Here is a 19,448-nt window from a genome sequence, read left to right as displayed (position 1 = left end):
GAGGCCGCGGCGTATGGGTCCCTGGCCTACGCCGGGACGACACACGCTCAGCTATCAAACATGATCACGCTGCGCAGCGTCTTGCCGGCTTTCATGTTGGCAAAGCCCTCGTTGATCTCGGAGAGCTTCAGCTTGGCCGAGATCCAGTCTTCCAGATGCAGCTTGCCGCGCATGTAGAAGTCGACGAGGCGCGGCATGTCGACGCGGAAGTGGTTGGAGCCCATCGACGAGCCCTGGATGCGGCGCTCGCGCAGGAAGTCGAAGCCGTGCAGCTCGATCTTCTGGCCGAACGGGATCATGCCGACGATGGTCGCGGTGCCGCCCGCCGCCAGCATGGCGAAGGCCTGCTCGGCGGTGTCCTTGCGGCCGAGCACCTCGAAGGAGTGCTGCACGCCGCCGCCGGTGAGCTCGCGCACCTGCTGGACCACGTCGCCGCGGGCCGGATCGACGATATCGGTGGCGCCGAGCTTGGTCGCAAGCTGCAACTTGGCCGGATTGGTATCGATCGCGATGATGCGGCCGGCGCCGGCGATCTGCGCACCGTTGATCGCGGCCATGCCGACGCCGCCGCAACCGATCACAGCCACCGTCTCGCCGGCGGTCACCTTCGCGGTGTTCACCACCGCGCCATAACCGGTGATGACGCCGCAGCCGATCAGCGCGGCGAGATCGAGCGGCATCTCCTTCTTGATCTTCACGATGGCGTTCTCGTGCACCAGCATCTGCTCGGCGAACGACGACAGATTGAGGAACTGGTTGAGCTTCTCCTTCCTGCCCCATGACAGGCGGTTGGAGGCGCCGGGCAGCATCTTCACCGTGGTGTCGGTGCACAGCACGGTGCGGCCGGTGGTGCAGTTGTCGCAGGTGCCGCAGAACACCGACAGGCAGGTGACGACGTGATCGCCGGGCTTCACGTAATTGACGTCGGAGCCGACCTTCTCGACCACGCCGGCCGATTCATGGCCGAGCACCGCCGGCAGCGGATGCGGATAGAGGCCTTCCATGAAGTGCAGATCGGAATGGCAGAGGCCCGCGACCGCGGTGCGGATCAGGACCTCGCGCGGCCCCGGATTGGGCACGCTGACGTCCTCGATCACCAGCGGCTGATTGACTTCATGCAGGACGGCGGCCTTCATCGGGGTCTCCCTTGACGTTTTTGATTGTTTGAAAAGTTCGCTCGCGCAGCAGCCTACGCTGCGTCAAGCAATTCGCCAACCTCGGCCATGCCGACCGCGCGATCGCCGAGCAGGTGCTCGGTCATCCTGCGCTGAACGGTATTTTCCGTTAGCCGGAACGGATCGCCCGGCAGCACGCGGTGGTCGATCACCATCCGCGACAGCAACAGCCGACGCGCATCGCCGCGCATCTGGTGGATGCGCCCGCCCTCCCACGCCAGCGCGACCGCGCTTGCGACATGATAGAGCAGGCTGGTGGCGCGGCGCGCATCGCCCTCATTGTCGATGCGGTTCGCCACCTCGCGCGCAAACGCGACCGCACGGTCGCTAAGATCGCGCAGCCGGTTGCGCCAGGCTTGCGGAACATTCGCGCTATCATCGAGCCGCGCATGCAGATCGGCGGCGAGCGCATTGTCGGCGCCATGGCGGCCGACCGCACGCTTCAGCGCATCGATCGCGACGATATTGCCGGTGCCCTCCCAGATCGAGCCGAGATGCGCGTCGCGCAGCAGCCGCGGCGTGACGAATTCCTCGATGTAGCCGATGCCGCCGCGCATCTCCATCGCATCGCCGCAGACCTTTCGGGCGTCGCGAGTGGCGCGGAATTTCAGCGTCGGCGTCAGGATGCGAAGCAGCGCCGCGGCGTCCTGACTGCCTGCCTCGGCGCGGTCGAGCGCGTCAGCGGTCAAAAAGCTCATCGACAGCGCCTGCTCGGTCGGCAGCATGATCTTCATCAGCTGCCGCCGCGCCAGCGGCAGGTCGATGATGCGCTGGCCGAACACCACGCGGCCCTTCGCCACGGTGATCGCGTCGTGCCAGGCGCGGCGCATCAGCGCGGTCGACTTCACGCCGTTGGAGAGCCGCGACGAGTTCACCATCTCGGCCATCTGCACGAAGCCGCGGTCGAGCTTGCCGACGGCGTAGGCGATCGCGCCGTCGAACTTGATCTCGCCCGAGGCCATCGAGCGGGTGCCGAGCTTGTCCTTCAACCGCACGATCCGGTAATGGTTCTGCGAACCGTCGTCGAGGAAACGCGGCATCAGGAACAGGCCGACGCCGCGGGTGCCCGGCCCGGCGCCTTCCGGCCGCGCCAGCAGCATCACCACCTTGGCATCGGCGTTGGAGCAGAACCACTTCTCGCCATAGAGCCGCCAGTGGTCGCCCTCCTGCACGGCGCGCGTGGTCAGCGTGCCGACATCGGAGCCGCCCTCCTTCTCGGTCATGAACTGGCCGCCCTGCGTCAGCTTGCTCATGTCGGTCTGGGTCAGGCCGTCGAGATATTTCGCCTTCAATGCCTCGCTGCCGAAATTTGCCAGCAGCTTGGCGCACCCGTCGGTGACGTTGATCGGGCAGCCCATGCCGAATTCGGTCTGGTTGAACAGGAAGGTGAAGGCGTGCTTGGCGACGACAGGATACTTGTCGGGCCAGCCCATGATGCCCTTGCGGAGCGACAGCGCGTGAATGCCGAACTCGCCGAACGCGGCCTTCTCGATCTCGCGATAGGCCGGATGATATTCGATGTGCTGCACGTCGCGGCCGAACTTGTCGCGCTGGTGCAACACCGGCGTATGCCGGTCGGCAAGCCGCGCGCATTCGTCGAGATAGCCTCCGGCCAATCCACCGAGGCGGTCGAGATGCGACTCGATATGGCGGAACAATGCATCGGGCAAATGCAGCTTCAGAAGGTCGGTCAGCGCCGGATCGGCCCGGTAGAAATTCATTCCCGTCGTGTCGGGCGCCAGCAGGCCCGGCTGGCTGGCGGCTGACGTTTTCGGATCCTGCTTGTGCGGCTGCATTGAATTCCCGGCTTCGGTGCTCATTTGTTTGGGCACGACTATCCTCCTCCGGCCGAGCAAAGGAAAGCCCAATGGATATTCCAAAATACAAGATCGCCCTGATCGTCGGCGCCGGCGAGGGCCTCAGCGCCTCGCTGACGCGGCTATTTTCGCGGGAGGGAATTCGTGTGGCACTCGGCGCCCGCAGCATCGAGAAGCTCGGCGCGCTCTGCACCGAAACAGGCGCGCGGGCCTATGCCTGCGACGCCACCAAGGCCGAGGATGTCGAACGTCTTTTTGGTCTGGTCGAGCGCGAGATCGGAACGCCTGATCTCGTGGTCTACAACGCCTCCGGCCGCTCGCGCGGGCCCTTCGTCGAACTGGTCCCTTCAGAGGTCGAACAGGCGATCGCGGTCTCGGCGTTCGGCGGATTCCTGGTGGCGCAGGAGGCGGCGAAGCGCATGCTGCCCAACAAGAAGGGCGCAATCCTGTTCACCGGCGCCTCCGCCAGCGTGAAGGGCTATGCGCAATCGGCGCCGTTCGCGATGGGCAAGTTCGCCTTGCGCGGCCTCGCGCAGAGCATGGCGCGCGAACTGTCGCCGCAGGGTATTCACGTCGCGCATTTCGTGATCGACGGTGGCATCCGCAGCGCTGCCCGCGCCGAGCCCGCCGACCGGCCGGACTCGATGCTCGATCCCGACGCGATTGCATTGAGCTACTGGAACGTGCTGCAGCAGCCGCGCAGCGCCTGGACCTGGGAGCTGGAATTGCGGCCCTGGGTTGAGAAGTTTTGAGATGACGGAGATCATGCAAGCGGCGTAGGCTGAACGCAAACGCCAACGTGATCAAGATCGCGAGCAAGCTGTGAGGCGGTGCGCACGAGGCTTGGCGCCTTTTGCTTACCGCGTGAAGTAACTTTCACCGTCATTCCGGGATGGTGCGCTAGCACCAGACCCGGAATCTCGAGATTCCGGGCTCGATGCTTCGCATCGCCCCGGAATGACGAAACAAACAGACATGGGGAGCGACGACATGACCGCTGAAATCAAGATCGAGACCGGCACCGACGAACTGCTCTGCGTAATCCGCGATCGCGTCGCCGTCATCACGCTGAACCGCCCGGATGCCCGCAACTCGCTGTCGGACACGCTGACGCCGGCGCTGCGCACGATGATCAGGACCTGCGGCGAGAACCCCGAGGTCGGCGTGCTGCTCGTCACCGGCGCCGGCAAGGCGTTCTGCGCCGGCGGCAACGTCAAGGGCATGGGCGCGCATCGCGACAAGAAGAAGCTCGAAATGTCCTATGAGGACAAGGTCGCGGATTTGCAGGAGCGCCAGCGCCTGCTCACCGGCTCGCTGGCCTCGGTGCGCAAGCCGACCATTGCTGCCCTTCCCGGTCCCGCGGTCGGCGCCGGCCTTGCGATCGCGATGGCCTGCGACATCCGGATCGCGGCGCAATCCGCCTTCATCTCGACCGGTTACTTGCGCGTGGCGCTGAGCGGCGATTACGGCATGGCATGGCTGTTGACGCGGCTGGTCGGCACCTCGCGCGCCCGCGAGCTGATGTTCACCTCGGAGAAGGTCGACGCCGCGAGATGCGAGCAGATCGGTCTCGTCAATCGCGTGGTGCCGGACGAAACGCTGCAGGACGAGGCCTTTGCGCTGGCGAAGTCGATGGCCGAAGGCCCGACCCTCGCGCTGCGCTACATGAAGGACAATCTCGACGAGGCGCTGCAGTTCGACTTCGCCACCGCGCGCGACCACGAGGCCGAGCGGCTGATCCGGCTCACCACGACGGCCGATCACAAGGAGGCGGTGCAGGCCTTCATCGAGAAGCGCAAGCCGGTGTTTCGGGGGAGTTGATCCTAGTTCGATGTCCGTCATTGCCGGGCTTGACCCGGCAATGCATCGAAAGAAACGCTTTCGCTCAATGGATGCGCGGGTCAAGCCCGCGCATGACGAGTAGCAGTCGCGGCACCGGTTGGGAAAAGAAAAGGGCCCGGTTCTGGAGGGGCCAGAACCGGGCCTAGTCAGTCAAACCGCAAGCGAGGACATCGCGGCCAAGCGGGAAGTGGCGGCAAGCCGCCAGCTGGCACAGGGAATGTCTTGCGGTTCGACGTGGATCTCTTTCACGAAGCGCACCAGCTTCCAGTCGCCGGGGCTCTGGGTGAAGGCGTAGCCCGACTTGCGGGCGAGGCCGATCATCGTCGCATTGGAACGCAGCGTGTCGCCGAAGATGCGTTCGGCTCCGAAGGACGCCGCACGGCATTCGAGATTCCTGAGCAGCGCCTTGCCAATGCCGTGGCCCTGCCACCGGTCATCGATCGACAGGCCGAACTCGACGCTCGACGTATCGGCATGGAAGGCGTAGCGGGCTTCGCCGACGATGGTCTCAAAGCCATCGACCAGCATCGTCGCGACCACCGTGAACCGGTCAGCCTCGCCGACATGGATGAAACGTTCGAGCTCCGTCTTCGGCAGCTCGCTCAACGCGCCCAGGAAGCGGTTGTAACGGGACCCCGCGGAGAGCGAGCGGATGTAGCTCTGCAGCTCTTCGCGGTCGCGCGGCTCGACGAAGCGCACCTTGACCTCGCTGCCGTTCTTGGCGCGCAGCACGTCAGAGTATTGCTTGAGATCGTCGAGATGCAGCGCAACCATGACACGCTCCTCGGGTGAAGAAATTAGCCGGCGTCCCTCGATCGAGGCGACGCCAGCGGTGGCGTCCTTCTCAGGCCCGCCAGAACGGCTTCTCGGTCTCGAACACGATGTCGCTGCGGGACATGCCGATGTCGTGCAGGTCGCGCTCGGTCCACTGCGACAGCTCGCGGCGGCGCTCGTAGCGCTCCCACCAGACATGCAGCGTCTCGCCGACCTGGTTCAGCAATCCGGGGGTATGATGATTTGTCATCGGTTCATGGGTGAAAATGGACATCTGCGGCTCCTGTCGGTAACCTGTTGGCGGTAATATCGGGGCTATTCGGCCCGCTCACAAACGACACTTTGTACCGTTTCGCATGAATCAAAGTCATGTATTTGGAGACGCCCCAGAGATGACCAGCCGCCTGCCTTCGCTGAATGGCCTGAGGGCGTTCGAGGCCGCCGCGCGGCATATGAGCTTCACGCTGGCGGCGTCCGAACTGAACGTGACGCAGACCGCGATCAGCCATCAGATCCGGCGGCTTGAGGAGGAGCTCGGCGCCCGCCTGTTCGTCCGCCAAAACCGCTCGCTGAGCCTGACGCCGGAGGCTGCCGAATACCTTCCCGGCGTCCGGGCCGCCTTCAACGACCTCAGGCTCGCCACCGATCGCCTGTTGCGCCGGGACGACGATCACGTGCTGACGGTCTCGACGCTGGCATCGCTTGCCGCCAAATGGCTACTGCCGCGGCTGTCGGCCTTCCAAGAGGCGCATTCCGGCATCGACGTTCGCATCACCACCTCGACCAGCCTGGTCGACTTCCAGCGCGACAAGGTCGACGCGGCGATCCGCTATGGCCGCGGCCAATGGGCGGGCCTGCGTGCCGATTGGTTGATGGCGGATGAGCTGTTTCCGGTGTGCAGCCCGTCGCTGCTGCAGGGAACCAGGCCGCTGAAATGCCCTGAAGACCTCAGGGATCACACGCTCCTGCACACCAGCAACGCCAACAGCGACGACTGGCGGCTGTGGCTGACCGCGGCGGGGCTGCCGACCGATATTTCCAAGCAGCCCGGCGTCACCTTCGACCTGCTGTTCGTGACGATCCAGGCCGCGATCGACGGCATCGGCATCGCGATGGGCCGCACCTCCTATGTGCAGGACGACATCGCCAAGGGTCGCCTCGTGGTTCCCTTCAAGATCGCGCTACCGGCCGACGCCGGCTTCTACCTGGTTTCGCCGCAGGGACGCGCCGATACGCCAAAGCTCTCCGCGTTCCGGAGCTGGCTCGGCACAACGGCGCACGCGGCGCCTTGATGCGCCGCACGCGCCGGCCGGAGCTTCGGTTCTGATTGGACCTGGGCCGAAGCGCCAGATCGTTGTTTTGACGAGGTTTCTTCGCGCGAACCAATATCCCCTTCGCTCGAAAGGCTCCCTGCGATTTCCACCTACGGCTTTTTTCCCATAGCCCCCCGCGTGATTCCGGGTTGGTCGCGCCGGACAGCCGTGCCAAATTGCCGCACATGGCAGTTAACTGCTTTGGCCGGCGAGACAATTTGCGCCGGCCGTTTTTGTCACGGGGAGGAAAGGGCGTTATGTCGCAGTCGAGTTCATCGCAAGTCCCGCAGATCAAATCGCGTCTTGGCGCCATCCTTCGCGCGACCAGCGGCAATTTCCTCGAGCAGTTCGACTTCTTCCTGTTCGGCTTCTACGCCCAGGCGATTGCGAAGGCCTTCTTCCCCTCCGAGAACGAGACCGCGGCGCTGCTCAACGCGTTCGGCGTTTTCTGGCTCGGCGCCCTGATGCGCCCGGTCGGCGCCGTCGTGCTCGGCGCGTATATCGACCGCATCGGCCGCCGCAAGGGCCTGATCGTGACGCTGTCGATCATGGCTATCGGCACCGTGGTGATCGCGCTCTGCCCGAGCTATTCGACCATCGGCATTGCGGCGCCGATCATCGTGCTGATCGCGCGCCTGCTGCAGGGCTTCTCCGCCGGCGTCGAGCTCGGCGGCGTCTCGGTCTATCTCGCGGAGATCGCCACGCCCGGCAATCGCGGCTTCTACACCTCGTTCCAGTCGGCGAGCCAGCAGGTCGCGATCTTCGTCGCCTCGATCCTCGGCTTCGTCCTCAGCGAGAGCATGCCGGCCGCGACCGTGGCCTCCTGGGGCTGGCGCATCCCGTTCTTCGTCGGCTGCCTGATCATCCCGGTGATCTTCTTCCTGCGCCGGACGCTGGAGGAGACCCCGGCGTTCCTCGCGATGAAGAAGCATCCGACCGCAAGCGAGGTGTTCGCCTCGGCGATCGCGAACTGGCGCATCGTCGTGCTCGGCATGATGATCGCGGTGCTGACCACCACCACCTTTTACTTCGTCACCGTCTATACGCCGACCTTCGGCAAGACCGTGCTGAAGCTCTCGACCCAGGATGCGCTGCTGGTGACGCTGCTGGTTGCGGTGACCAATTTCATCTGGAATCCGGTCGGCGGCGCGGTGTCCGACCGGATCGGCCGCAAGCCGGTGCTGCTGGCGATCGCCGGCCTGTCCCTCATCACGGCCTATCCGGCGTTGCACTGGCTGGTGACCAATCCCTCGTTCGGCAAGATGCTGGCGGTCGAGATGATGTTCTCGTTCTATTTCGGCGTCTACAGCGGCACCATGCTGGGCTGCTTGGTCGAGATCGTGCCGGCGCATGTCCGCACCACCTGCTTCTCGCTGGCCTTTGCATTGGCGGCCGGGCTGTTCGGCACCTTCACGCCGTTCGCCTCGACCTGGCTGATCCAGCAAACTGGCGACAAGGCTTCGCCCGGCTACTGGCTGATGTGCGCCGCAGCTCTCGGCATCGTCGCCGCGCTGATCGTCTATCGTGGCGGCCAGACCATCGAGCAGCGCGAGACGGTTGCGGCCTGATATTCCACTTCGCGGCCGGGTGGGCTCGCTGGGCATGACTTCTCCGGAAAATCGCGACACGCTTTTCCGGATCATGCTCATGCGCCCGGCCGTGTTGCTTTCCATGCCAACAACGATAACAAGAGCGCATGGTTGATCTGACGCGCAGGTTCGACGTGCTGGTGATCGGCGGCGGCAACGCCGCGCTGTGCGCTGCGATCAGCGCACGGCGCGCCGGCGCTTCCGTCCTGGTGCTGGAAGGCGCCCCGAAATTCTATCGCGGCGGCAACACCCGCCACACCCGCAACATGCGCTGCGCCCATGACGCGGCGACCGAGATCCTCACCGGTCCCTACACCGAGGAGGAGTTCTGGAAGGATTTGCTGCTGGTGACCGGCGGCCAGACCGACGAGGAACTGGCCCGCTTCATGATCCACGAGTCCAAGGACATCCTGAACTGGATCGTCGAGCAGGGCGTGCGCTGGCAGCCGTCGCTCGGCGGCACGCTGAGCCTTGGCCGCACCAACTCGTTCTTCCTCGGCGGCGGCCGCGCGATGCTGAACGCGCTCTATCGCACCGCCGAGGAGCTCGGCGTCGACATCCTCTACGATGCCGAGGTCATCGATCTCACGGTCGAGGACGGCATGTTCCTTTCGGCGCAGCTGAAGCAGCCGGTCGGCGGCAAGACCGAGGTCCGCGCCTCGACCCTGGTTGCGGCCGCCGGCGGCTTCGAGGCCAACATCGAATGGCTGAAGGAATCCTGGGGCGATGCGGCCGACAATTTCCTGATCCGCGGCACGCCCTATAATCGCGGCGCGATCCTCAAGATGCTGCTCGCCAAGGGCGTGCAGGAGATCGGCGATCCGACGCAATGCCATGCCGTGGCGATCGACGCCCGCGCGCCGAAATTCGACGGCGGCATCATCACGCGTCACGATTCGGTCGTGTTCGGCATCGTCGTCAACAAGCATGCCGAGCGCTTCTACGACGAGGGCGAGGACATCTGGCCCAAGCGCTATGCGATCTGGGGCCGGCTGGTCGCCGCGCAGCCGGACCAGATCGCCTACATCATCTTCGACTCGACCGTGGTGACGAGCTTCATGCCGACGCTGTTTCCGCCGATCGCGGGTGCGACGATTGCCGAGCTCGCCGGCAAGCTCGAGCTCGACGCGGCCGCGCTGGAAAAGACCATCACCGAGTTCAACGCCGCGGTGCAGCCCGGCACCTTCGACCACACCATCCTCGACGACTGCGCTACCCAAGGCATCACGCCGCCGAAGACGCATTGGGCGCGCCGGATCGAGACGCCGCCCTATCTCGCCTATCCGGTGCGGCCCGGCATCACCTTCACCTATCTCGGCACCCGCGTGAACAGGGAGGCGCGGATACTGATGAAGGACGGCAAGCCGTCCGCCAACATGTTCGCCGCCGGCGAGATCATGGCCGGCAACGTGCTCGGCAAGGGCTATGCCGCCGGCATCGGCATGACCATCGGCAGCGTGTTCGGCCGCGTCGCCGGCCGGGAAGCAGCCAAGAATGCGCGGAACTGAAGGCGGGACTGACGCGATGCACGGGACGAGTATCTTGCAGGAAGCCGACCGTCTGATGACGGTGTGCAATTCCTGCCGCTATTGCGAGGGCCTGTGCGCGGTGTTTCCCGCGATGGAGATGCGCCGCGCCTTCTCCGACGGCGATCTCAACTACCTCGCCAACCTCTGCCATAGCTGCGGCGCCTGCTACACCGACTGCCAGTTCTCGCCGCCGCACGAATTCAACGTCAATGTACCGAAGACGCTCGCGGTCGCGCGCGCCGAATCCTATGCCGCCTATGCTTGGCCGCGCGCCTTTGCCGGCGCGTTCGCGCACAACGGCCTCGTCATCAGCCTGATCGCAGCGCTCAGCGTCGCCGCCTTTATCTTCGGCTTCGCCGCGGTCAGTGATCGCGGCGTGCTCACCGGCATCCACACCGGTCCCGGCGCGTTCTACAAACTGATGCCGCACAATGCGATGGCGCTGCTGTTCGGCTTAGCCCTGCTCTACGCGATCCTGGCGCTGGTAATGGGCGTGCGCGCCTTCTGGCGCGACATCGGCGAGCCGGTCGGCATGACGACGGATGCGAAGGCGCTGTTGCAGGCGGTCCGCGACGCCGGCGAGCTGCGCTACCTCGACGGCGGCGGTGTCGGCTGCTTCAACGAGGACGACCAGCCGACCGACCGCCGCAAGCTGTATCACCACTTCACCTTCTATGGCTTCGCGCTGTGCTTCGCCGCGACCTGCGTCGGCACGCTGTATCACTACCTCCTGGCGCGCGAGGCACCCTATGCGTGGTGGGACCTGCCCGTCGTGCTCGGCACGCTCGGCGGCATCGGGCTCGTGGTCGGCCCGCTCGGCCTGCTCGGCGAGAAATGGAAGCGCGACCGCGTGCTGGTCGACGAGCAGCGCATGGGCATGGACACCGCGTTCATCCTGATGCTGTTCCTGACCAGCATCACCGGCCTCGCCTTGCTGCTGTGGCGCGAGACCGCCGCGATGGGCCCGCTGCTGGCGCTGCATCTCGGCGTGGTGTTCGCGCTGTTCATCACCATGCCCTACGGCAAATTCGTGCACGGTATCTACCGCTTTGTCGCGCTGGTGCGCTATGCGCGCGAACGGCAGATGATGGCGGAATGAATGGTGGTGGGTTAGCGCAGCGTAGCCCGGCTTACGAACTCATCTTGCATCGGGCTTTGTCGCCAGCGCACAGAACCACTCATTTGTCTCGACCAGCTGAGCCTGCGTGAAGCCGGCCGCTGCCAGCTTTTCCGTCACCCCTTCCTTGGGCTGTCCGGAGTAGCGCGTAAAGCCGAGTGCGATCCTGCCGCTCGGCTTCATCACGCGACGGACCTCACGTAGCCCGGCGACGGCATCCGGCCAGACCTGCATCGAGTTGATCGCCAGCGCCGCATCGAAGCTGTCCGCATCGAATGGCATGCGCTCACGGAGCCAAGCCGAAGCTCGACACGACCATCCTCGATCGCGGCCGCGTTCCGGGCGCGAGCTTGCCCGACCATCTCCTGCGACGGATCAATGCCCGCGACGCGTCCGGCCGATACCAATGTCGACAGACGATGAATGACGGCGCCCGGACCAAACCCAACTTCGAGCACGCTGTCGTCAGGTCCGATCTCGAGGCGATCTGCGACCCACGCGCCGCAATCTGCATTGGTGCGCGACATGATCATGCCGCCGAGCCTCCCCAGGAGGCCCCGAGGACGGCCAAACGCACGCAAGAGGATGCTTTGCATGACGCTCACCGACTGCCATCTCCGGTGAACAGGATTTCGGGACGGTCGCGGCTACAAATCCACCACCACGTAGTCACTCTCCACCGCGACCTTGATGGTCTCGGCGACATACGGTCCCTTCACCACATTGGTGCCCGGCTCGACGCTGACCGGATAGGCGCGCACGCGGAAGCGGCGCGGGTCGCAATAGGACTGGCCGGTGCGGATGTCGAACTCCCAGCCGTGCCAGGGGCAGCGCAGGATCTCGCCGAGCTTGGTGTATTCGATTTCGCCGGGGTCCGACGACGACGCGAGCCCGATCAGCGGCCCCTCACACAGCGCCGCGCCCTGATGCGGGCAGCGGTTCAGCAGGCCGAAGAACTCGCCCTTGACGTTGAAGACCGCGATCGGCCGTCCGTCGATCTCGAGAAATTTTCGCGAACCCGGCGGCAGCTCGTCCACCGGGGCTATCACATGCCGCGTCATCAATCGTTCTCACGCATGATCTGATTCGAAAAACCGGTTCCCACTTTTTCGGATCATGCGATACCGTACAACTGCTTGGCGTTGTCGAGATAGAACGCCTGGCGATTGGCATCGCTGACGCCGGCCGGCAGCACGCGCGACGGCTCGTCGTAATCCCAATGCGGGTAATCGGTCGCGAACAGCAGCCTGTCCCAGCCGATCCACTCGATGGTCTGGAACAGATGGTCGCGGCTCTCCGGATCCTCCATCGGCTGCGTCGTCCACCAGATGTGGTCGCGGATATATTCCGACGGCTTGCGCTTCAGATGCGGCACCTCGGCATGCAGCCGCGAAAACACCTTGTCGAGCCGCCAGGCCAGCGACGGCGCCCAACCGAAGCCGGCCTCGACCATCACCATCTTCAGTTTCGGGAAGCGCTCGAACACGCCCTCGAGCACGAGGCTCGCCAGCGCGGTCTGCTGGCACTGCGAATGCCCGACCATCTCCTCGATATAGTAGCTCGGCCAGCCCGACGCGGTGATCGGGTTGCCGCCGAAGCCGAATGCGTGCACCCCGATCGGAAGGCCGGCTTCCTGTGCCGCCTCATAGATCGGCCAGTAGCGGCGCTGGCCGAGCGGCTCGACATTGCGGCTCAGCAGCAGCACCTGGACGAAATTTGTGTCGCCTGCGCGCTTGCGGATTTCGGCGGCGGCCGACATGCCATCCTCATTGGCGACGACGACCGAGCCTTTCAGCCGGGTATCCTTGCTGGTCCATTTCTCGATTTGCCAGTCGTTGATTGCCGAACAGATCGCGCCGGCGAGATCCTGATTGCGGGTACCTTGCCCGGTGTTGAGCGGGTTGAGCACGCCGAGCGCGACATTGTTGGGATCGAGATGCTGCCTCTGCATGAAGGACAGCGACGAGCCCTGCGGGCCGCCTTCCGGCGGATAGGCATCGCGGCGCGACGCATTCGGCTGCGCCTTCGGATAGGGCGGGCCTCCCATCATGCCCTGATAGGCATGGACGCCGAAGGTCTCGAGATGCGCATGCCAGCGCTTTTCGAGATAAGGATACAATTCATCCTTGGTGGCGCGGGCCGGATGGATGTCGCAGTCGGCGATCGCGGTCTTGATGCTGGTCGGCGATGCGGTTTTGGGACGCTCGCGGAGCTGGATGTTCATGGCGTCTTCTCCTTCACCTTGAGCCGGCCATAGGTCGCATGCGGATTATCGATCATGATCTTGCGTACCAGATCCTGCGACAACCCGTGCGGCAGCACCTCGTCACCGTCGAACTGCCAATGCGGATAATCTGACGAGAATAGGATCAATTCGTCCGACTGCATATGGTCGAACAGGCGGTTCAGCGTGTCTCCGTCCGGCGGCGCATCGACCGGCTGCAGCGAGAAGCGGATGTTGCTGCGCACAATCTCCAGCGGCGCGCGGTCGACCCACGGGGTCTCCATGCGCACGCCGCGCCAGAACTTGTGCAGCCGCCACAGGAATGGCGGCAGCCAGGTGAAGCCGGACTCCAGCATCACCATTTTCAGGTTCGGATGGCGCGCGAACACGCCCTCGACGATCAGGCTGGTGAGCTGGGTCTGGAACGCCTGCGCCTGCGCAACATAATCCTCGATGTGATAGGAGCCCCAGCCGACCGAGGTCGGCGGATTGTGATAGGCGCTGCCGGCATGGATGCCGACCGGCAGGCCGAGCCGTTCCGCCGCGGCGTAGATCGGCCAGTAGTGCCGCTTGCCAAGCGGCATGTCGCCCATCACCAGCATCAACACCTGCACGAAGCGCTTGTCCTGCGCACAGCGCTCGATCTCGGCGACCGCCTTCTCGATGCTCTGCACCGGGATCACGATCGAGCCGCGCAGGCGATCGTCCTTGTCGAGCCATTCCTTGACCAGCCAGTCGTTCAGCGCGCGGCAGAACGCATCGGCCATGTCCTCGGAGAACACCATCTGCACGCCGTAGAGCGGATTGCAGATGCCGTAGGCCGTGCCGAACTGGTCGAGCGCCTGCCGCTGCATGTCCGCAAGGCTCGAGCCCGGCTTGCCTTGCGCTGGACGCCAGTCCGGCCGCGACGAGATCGGCGAATTGGTCGGATAGGATTGCGAGATCAGGTCGGTCATGCCGCGCGTCGTCACCTGGTCGCGCCAGTAGTCGTTCATGTACGGCAGCAGGCTGGTGAGGTGAGGCACGGCGGGATGCAGATCGCAATCCACGCCGCCCGCGATCGGCGACGTCATGATGTTTCCTCCGCGCACGCTCTCACGACAAGCTTGTCGGGCGGCGCCTGGTTCTTGTCTTGCATTCAATCAGGCCATGCCGCGGCCTGCAACTCGGCAAAGGGCTGCGTGGTGTGCTAGGAGGGCAGGACGCCCCACGGGATTTTCATGGCAAGCAACGAGAAAGAAGGCCGATGAACGCGCTCACATCCATCGCCGAACAGGTCGCCGCAAAACTGATCGCGAACAAGCAGACGATTGCGGTCGCGGAATCCTCAACCGGCGGACTGATCTCCGCATCGCTGCTCGCGGTTCCCGGCGCGTCGGCCTATTTCCTCGGCGGCGGCGTGATCTACACCCGCGACGCGCGGCGCGCGCTGATGGACATTCCCGACGACGCCATGCGCGGCATCCGCTCGGCGTCGGAACCTTACGCGCAATTGCTGGCGCGGCAGATCCGCGAGCGCCTCGCGACCGACTGGGGATTGTCGGAGACCGGTGCCGCCGGCCCGACCGGCAACCGCTACGGCGATGCCGCCGGCCACAGCTGCATGGCTGTCGCAGGCCCCCACCAGCAGGTGATCACGCTGGAGACCGCGAGCGGCGACCGGCAGGCGAACATGCAGGCATTTGCGAAGGCGGCGCTGGAGCTGTTGTTGAAGAATCTGGAACGGTAATTTTTCCCTGTCGTCCCGGGCAAGCTACTTGTCTCACCGAGGCTCGAAGAGCGGAGGCGGAAGCGCGACCCGGGACCCATAATCACCGATGGCAATTGACGATGGTCCGCTGGAGCCACAGCCTGCTTCAACAACTCGATCCTGTGGTTATGGGTCCCTGGTTTCGCAGGGACGACTTGGGGAAAGAGCCTGCAATCTAACGAGGACTGCGTAGACCGGATGAAGCGAAGCGCAATCCGGGACGACTTCATCCGCTGAGCGACTGTTCCCGGATTTCGCTGCGCTTCATCCGGGCTACAAGAGCAGCGCGCGGCTCACTTCTCGCGGAACGAGCGCATGAACTGGTCGCTCATCGGCTTCATCAGATAGGACAGCATGGTGCGGTCGCCGGTCTGGACGAAGGCTTCCACCGGCATGCCCGGGATGATCTTCACCTCGCTGCCGAGGCGCGCCACTTCTTCCGGCGGCATCGAGACGCGGATGGTGTAATAGCTCTGCCCGGTGCGCTGGTCGGTGGTGACGTCGGCGGAGACGCGGGTGACGACGCCGTTCAGCTCCGGCGTGGTGCGCTGGTTGAAGGCGGAGAGCCGCAGCACTGTCTTCTGTCCGACCTGCAGCTTGTCGATGTCCTGCGGATTGACCTTGGCCTCGACCGACAGATCGTCGGCCTTCGGCACGATCATCATGATGGCATCGCCCGCGGTAATGACGCCGCCGACGGTGTGCACGGTCGATTGCAGCACGACGCCGTCCTGCGGCGCGCGGATGTCGATGCGGCGGAGCTGGTCCTCTGCGGTGACCTTGCGCTCGACGAACTCGCCGATCTTGTCGTTGGTCTCGCGCAGGTCCTTCGAGACCTCCGCCAGCATGTCCTTGTCGACCTGGATGATCTGCAGCTCGGTCTCGGTGATCTTGCCCTTGGCCTGCGCGCGCGAGGCGATGTACTGCGCGCGCTCGCCGGAGAGCCGCGCCGCGTCGCGCTCGAGCGTGGTCAGGCGCGTCAGCTGCACCAGATGCTGCTCATAGAGCTGGCGGACGCCGACCAGCTCCTGCTGCACCAGCGCGATCTCCTTGTCCTTGGCGCTCTCCTGCGCCTGCAGGCCGGAGATCTCCTCGTTGAGCTGGGTGACGCGCTCGCGCAGCTGCGCCTTCTGGCCGGTGCGGCCGTTGACGCGAACCTCGAACAGCTTGGTTTCGCTCGCCATGATGTCGCGAACGTCCGGATCCTTGGCCTGCTCGAGCAGCTGCGGCGGGAAGGTGATCTTGTCGCGGCCCTGCTGCTCGGCCTCGAGCCGGGCCGCGCGCGCATAAAGACCGTTCAGCGTCTTGACCACGATCGCAAGGCTGGCCTTCACGACGGTCTCGTCGAGGCGCACGACGATGTCGCCCGCCTTGACCACGTCGCCGTCGCGCACCCGCACCTCGCCGACCACGCCGCCGGTCGGATGCTGCACCTTCTTGACGTTGGATTCGACCACCACCGAGCCCGGCGCGATCAGCGCACCCGAGATCGGCACCGTTGCGGCCCAGCCGCCGACGCCCCCGCCGAGAACCAGAACCACGGCGAGGCCGACGATCAGATGCTTGCGGATCGAGCGATGTGCGTTGCGCGGTTGATCGGTCATGACTTTGCGGCTCCCGCATCCGCGACGATCTTGATCGGCGTCGGCACCGGCGGCGCGGCACGCTGCAGCACCTGCGCGAGCACAGCCTCCTTCGGCCCGAAGGTCTGCATGCGGCCGTCCTTCAGCACCAGCAGATGGTCGACGCCCTCGATGCCGATCGGCCGGTGCGCAACCACGATGACGACCGCGCCGCGCTCGCGGGCGCCGCGCACCGCGCGGGTCAGCGCCTCGTCGCCTTCGCTGTCGAGATTGGAGTTCGGCTCATCCAGCACGATCAGGAACGGGTTGCCGTACAGCGCCCGCGCCAGCGCCACGCGCTGCGCCTGGCCCGCGGAGAGCGCGGTGCCCTGCTCGCCGACCTGGGTGTCGTAGCCCTCGCGCATCTTGATGATCATCTCATGCACGCCGGCCTCCTTGGCCGCCGCGATGATGCCGTCGGACTTGGCGTCGGGATCGAACCGGCAGATGTTCTGGGCGACCGTACCGGCAAACAGTTCGACGTCCTGCGGCAAATAGCCGACGTGGCGCCCCAGTTGGTCGGACGACCATTGGTCGAGCGCGGCGCCGTCGAGCCGTACCTTGCCCCGCGCCGGCATCCAGACGCCGACCAGCGCCCGGATCAGCGACGACTTGCCGGAGCCGCTCGGGCCGATCACGCCGACGCCGCTGCCGGCTTCGACGGCGAAGGTGATGTCCTGCACGATGGCGCGCTGGTCGCCCGGCGCGACCATGGTCACGGCCTCGACCGAAAGCTTCTTCTCCGGCGCCTGCAACAGCGTCTGCTCGGGCCGCGCCGGAATTTGCTGCAGCAGGCGGTTGAGCCGCTGCCAGCTCTGCCGCGCGGCGACGAAGCCCTTCCAATGCGCGATCGCGAGATCGACCGGCGCCAGTGCCCGCGCGCTCAGGATCGAGCCGGCGATGATGATGCCGCCGGTGGCCTCCTGATGGATCACGAGATAGGCGCCGACCGCGAGCACGGCGGACTGCAGCATCATGCGCAGCACCTTGGCGACCGCGCCGAGCCCGCCGGTGACGTCGCTCGCACGCTGGTTGCCGGACAGATATTCCTCGTTGGCCTCGTTCCAGCGCCTGTTCATGCGGCCGGCCATGCCCATCGCCACCAGCACCTCGGCGTTGCGGCGGCTGGAGGCGGCAAGATCGTTGCGCCGCGCCGCGAGCGTCATCGCTTCCTTGGCCGGCGTGCGCGACAAGTATTCGGTGATCAGCGTCAGCGTCACCAGGATGATCGCGCCGACCAGCGCCGTGACGCCAAGCAGCCAATGGAAGGCAAAGCAGATCACCATGTAGAACGGCAGCCATGGCAGATCGAAGAACGCGCCGGGACCCATGCTGCCGAGGAAAGAGCGCACATTGTCGAGGTCGCGCAGCGGCTGCAGGCCTTCGCTGCGATTGCCGGCCATCAGCGGCAGCCGCACGACAGTGTCGAACACCCGCGCATTGAGCGCTTCGTCGAGCGAGGTGCCGACGCGGCCGAGGATCCGTCCGCGCAGCAGGTCGAGCACGCCCTGAGCCATGTAGAGGACCGCGGCGATGACCACGAGGCCGACCAGGGTCGGAACGCTGCGGCTCGGCAGCACCCGGTCGTAGACTTGCAGCATGAACATCGAACCTGTCAGGTAGAGCAGGTTGATCATGCAACTGATGAGGCCGACGCCGATAAAGGCGCTGCGGCAAGCGCGCAGCGCCTCAGCCAGTTCGGAACGCCGGACAGCGGGCGCGGCTGCCATAAAAACTGATCTCTGCAAAACAAAAGAGTTACGTGATCGCCACGTTGTATAGACGTTTGCGACCACCGTCCATTTTAAGTCGCGTGAACCAAAGCATGGTTCGCGGCCTCATTTTGTGATCGCACCGACAGTTGACGGAATAAATTAGGGTTAACCGGCGGCGGAACCCTGGCCTCGCGCGGGCGCGCTTCCCGGAAGCGGCACGAGAATGACCGACATCGAGACCCGGCCGATCTCGCCATCCACATCGAGCAACACCCCGCTGCCGACGCCGAGCCCCGCCTCCGGGCGCCAGCGCGCATCGGCGCGAACGCCGATCCAGGCGCCCCGCGGCGACCGGAACAGCTGCACCGCAAGGTTCGGATTGGGGTCTGCCACCACGTTCTGGACCGGCCGCGCGATGCCGTGGGTCCAGTCAGCCGGGCCGAGCACCCGCGCCAACGGGCCGGCGTCCGCGATGACGGCGTGATGCAAGCGAAACCAGGCGGTATCGCCGCCGGCACGGGCTTCCATCGCATCCATGAACCAGCTGCGGCCATGGACCGCGTGTGGGCTGCGCAACGGAAACACCGTGGGATCCACCGGATCGGCTGCGCTCCCGTAAAATCCCGGGACCTCGACGGCACGCTCGCGCGACAGCGTCACGCGTACCGTCGCGCAGGGTTGCTCCTCGCCGGCCGGCCAGAGCGTGTTGTCGACGACACTGACCCGGCCGCCTTCGGTCACCACGGTGACGTGCGTGCGCAGTTCCGCCATTGGCGTCGGCCGCAGGAACCAGGCCGCCGCCGAGATCGCGGTGCCCCAATTGCGCGCGCCGGCCATGGCCTCGACCTCGCCGGTCAGCAGGCTTGCGACCGCGCCGCCCTGAAGGCCTGTGAACGGCCCGGCCGCCAGCGCCGCCGGCTTCCAGTGATGGGACGTGGCGAGCGGTTCGAAGATGGCCAAGGCGAATGATCCCCTGAGATG

The 19,448-nt window shown here is 65.3% G+C and carries 17 protein-coding genes and 1 pseudogene; 7 read left to right on the top strand and 11 right to left on the bottom strand.

All coding sequences use genetic code 11. The features are described 5' to 3' along the window. Nucleotides 1-47: 47 nt before the first annotated feature. Both ACVMB1_RS36855 and ACVMB1_RS36850 read right to left on the bottom strand, forming a co-directional pair. Nucleotides 48-1,136, bottom strand: a complete 1,089-nt coding sequence (locus ACVMB1_RS36855) for a Zn-dependent alcohol dehydrogenase (RefSeq protein ID WP_018269116.1) — start codon at nucleotides 1,134-1,136, stop codon at nucleotides 48-50. A gap of 53 nt (nucleotides 1,137-1,189) precedes the next feature. Continuing rightward, complete coding sequence (locus tag ACVMB1_RS36850) at nucleotides 1,190-2,971, bottom strand: acyl-CoA dehydrogenase family protein (RefSeq protein ID WP_456849944.1); 1,782 nt, start codon at nucleotides 2,969-2,971, stop codon at nucleotides 1,190-1,192. A 71-nt stretch (nucleotides 2,972-3,042) separates the two neighbouring features. On the opposite strand from ACVMB1_RS36850, the gene ACVMB1_RS36845 reads away from it, so the two are divergent. Continuing rightward, nucleotides 3,043-3,744: an SDR family NAD(P)-dependent oxidoreductase gene (locus ACVMB1_RS36845; protein WP_076832562.1), complete on the top strand. Its 702-nt coding sequence runs from the start codon at nucleotides 3,043-3,045 to the stop codon at nucleotides 3,742-3,744. 238 nt (nucleotides 3,745-3,982) lie between these two features. Beyond that, nucleotides 3,983-4,813, top strand: a complete 831-nt coding sequence (locus ACVMB1_RS36840) for an enoyl-CoA hydratase (RefSeq protein WP_076832874.1) — start codon at nucleotides 3,983-3,985, stop codon at nucleotides 4,811-4,813. A gap of 171 nt (nucleotides 4,814-4,984) precedes the next feature. Here ACVMB1_RS36840 and ACVMB1_RS36835 read toward each other — a convergent pair whose 3' ends face one another. Further along, nucleotides 4,985-5,608, bottom strand: a complete 624-nt coding sequence (locus tag ACVMB1_RS36835) for a GNAT family N-acetyltransferase (protein WP_076832564.1) — start codon at nucleotides 5,606-5,608, stop codon at nucleotides 4,985-4,987. A 70-nt stretch (nucleotides 5,609-5,678) separates the two neighbouring features. Then, nucleotides 5,679-5,882: a DUF1127 domain-containing protein gene (locus ACVMB1_RS36830; RefSeq protein ID WP_076832566.1), complete on the bottom strand. Its 204-nt coding sequence runs from the start codon at nucleotides 5,880-5,882 to the stop codon at nucleotides 5,679-5,681. A gap of 118 nt (nucleotides 5,883-6,000) precedes the next feature. On the opposite strand from ACVMB1_RS36830, the gene ACVMB1_RS36825 reads away from it, so the two are divergent. From ACVMB1_RS36825 to tcuB, 4 genes are all read left to right on the top strand, one after another. Then, nucleotides 6,001-6,900: a transcriptional regulator GcvA gene (locus ACVMB1_RS36825; protein ID WP_076832569.1), complete on the top strand. Its 900-nt coding sequence runs from the start codon at nucleotides 6,001-6,003 to the stop codon at nucleotides 6,898-6,900. Nucleotides 6,901-7,178: 278 nt separating this feature from the next. Further along, nucleotides 7,179-8,489 (top strand): MFS transporter, encoded by a 1,311-nt coding sequence (gene tcuC, locus ACVMB1_RS36820; protein ID WP_076832572.1) that lies wholly within the window; start codon nucleotides 7,179-7,181, stop codon nucleotides 8,487-8,489. A 128-nt stretch (nucleotides 8,490-8,617) separates the two neighbouring features. Next, a complete protein-coding gene (gene tcuA, locus ACVMB1_RS36815) occupies nucleotides 8,618-10,018 on the top strand; it encodes an FAD-dependent tricarballylate dehydrogenase TcuA (RefSeq protein WP_200844559.1) in 1,401 nt (466 codons plus the stop codon). A gap of 16 nt (nucleotides 10,019-10,034) precedes the next feature. Next, complete coding sequence (tcuB, locus tag ACVMB1_RS36810) at nucleotides 10,035-11,138, top strand: tricarballylate utilization 4Fe-4S protein TcuB (RefSeq protein WP_076832575.1); 1,104 nt, start codon at nucleotides 10,035-10,037, stop codon at nucleotides 11,136-11,138. A gap of 39 nt (nucleotides 11,139-11,177) precedes the next feature. Here tcuB and ACVMB1_RS36805 read toward each other — a convergent pair. The 4 genes and pseudogenes from ACVMB1_RS36805 to ACVMB1_RS36790 form a co-directional block, all read right to left on the bottom strand. Continuing rightward, a pseudogene (locus ACVMB1_RS36805) lies at nucleotides 11,178-11,683 on the bottom strand (class I SAM-dependent methyltransferase). Nucleotides 11,684-11,803: 120 nt separating this feature from the next. After that, nucleotides 11,804-12,217: a Rieske (2Fe-2S) protein gene (locus ACVMB1_RS36800; protein WP_076832577.1), complete on the bottom strand. Its 414-nt coding sequence runs from the start codon at nucleotides 12,215-12,217 to the stop codon at nucleotides 11,804-11,806. 53 nt (nucleotides 12,218-12,270) lie between these two features. Then, entirely contained in the window at nucleotides 12,271-13,380 is a 1,110-nt protein-coding gene (locus ACVMB1_RS36795) for an amidohydrolase family protein (protein WP_076832580.1), read from the bottom strand. Continuing rightward, entirely contained in the window at nucleotides 13,377-14,453 is a 1,077-nt protein-coding gene (locus ACVMB1_RS36790) for an amidohydrolase family protein (protein WP_076832583.1), read from the bottom strand. Before ACVMB1_RS36790 ends, ACVMB1_RS36795 begins: the two co-directional genes overlap by 4 nt. Nucleotides 14,454-14,626: 173 nt before the next feature. On the opposite strand from ACVMB1_RS36790, the gene ACVMB1_RS36785 reads away from it, so the two are divergent. After that, nucleotides 14,627-15,109 carry a CinA family protein gene (locus ACVMB1_RS36785; RefSeq protein ID WP_076832586.1) on the top strand — a complete coding sequence of 161 codons (483 nt, stop codon included), beginning with the start codon at nucleotides 14,627-14,629 and terminating at the stop codon, nucleotides 15,107-15,109. A gap of 314 nt (nucleotides 15,110-15,423) precedes the next feature. On the opposite strand, the gene ACVMB1_RS36780 is transcribed toward ACVMB1_RS36785, so the two are convergent. The 3 genes from ACVMB1_RS36780 to ACVMB1_RS36770 all read right to left on the bottom strand — a co-directional run bounded on the left by ACVMB1_RS36780 (nucleotide 15,424) and on the right by ACVMB1_RS36770 (nucleotide 19,427). Beyond that, nucleotides 15,424-16,734: an HlyD family type I secretion periplasmic adaptor subunit gene (locus ACVMB1_RS36780; protein ID WP_076832588.1), complete on the bottom strand. Its 1,311-nt coding sequence runs from the start codon at nucleotides 16,732-16,734 to the stop codon at nucleotides 15,424-15,426. Further along, nucleotides 16,731-18,482 carry a type I secretion system permease/ATPase gene (locus ACVMB1_RS36775; RefSeq protein WP_076832591.1) on the bottom strand — a complete coding sequence of 584 codons (1,752 nt, stop codon included), beginning with the start codon at nucleotides 18,480-18,482 and terminating at the stop codon, nucleotides 16,731-16,733. Before ACVMB1_RS36775 ends, ACVMB1_RS36780 begins: the two co-directional genes overlap by 4 nt. Before the next feature lie 150 nt (nucleotides 18,483-18,632). Beyond that, on the bottom strand, nucleotides 18,633-19,427 hold the full coding sequence (locus ACVMB1_RS36770; RefSeq protein ID WP_076832593.1) for an acyl-CoA thioesterase domain-containing protein: 795 nt from the start codon (nucleotides 19,425-19,427) through the stop codon (nucleotides 18,633-18,635). Nucleotides 19,428-19,448 lie beyond the last annotated feature (21 nt).

This window comes from Bradyrhizobium sp. USDA 4504 (assembly GCF_054063995.1).
Note: the sequence above shows the minus strand (reverse complement) of the source record. Positions and strands in the feature narration are given on the sequence as shown.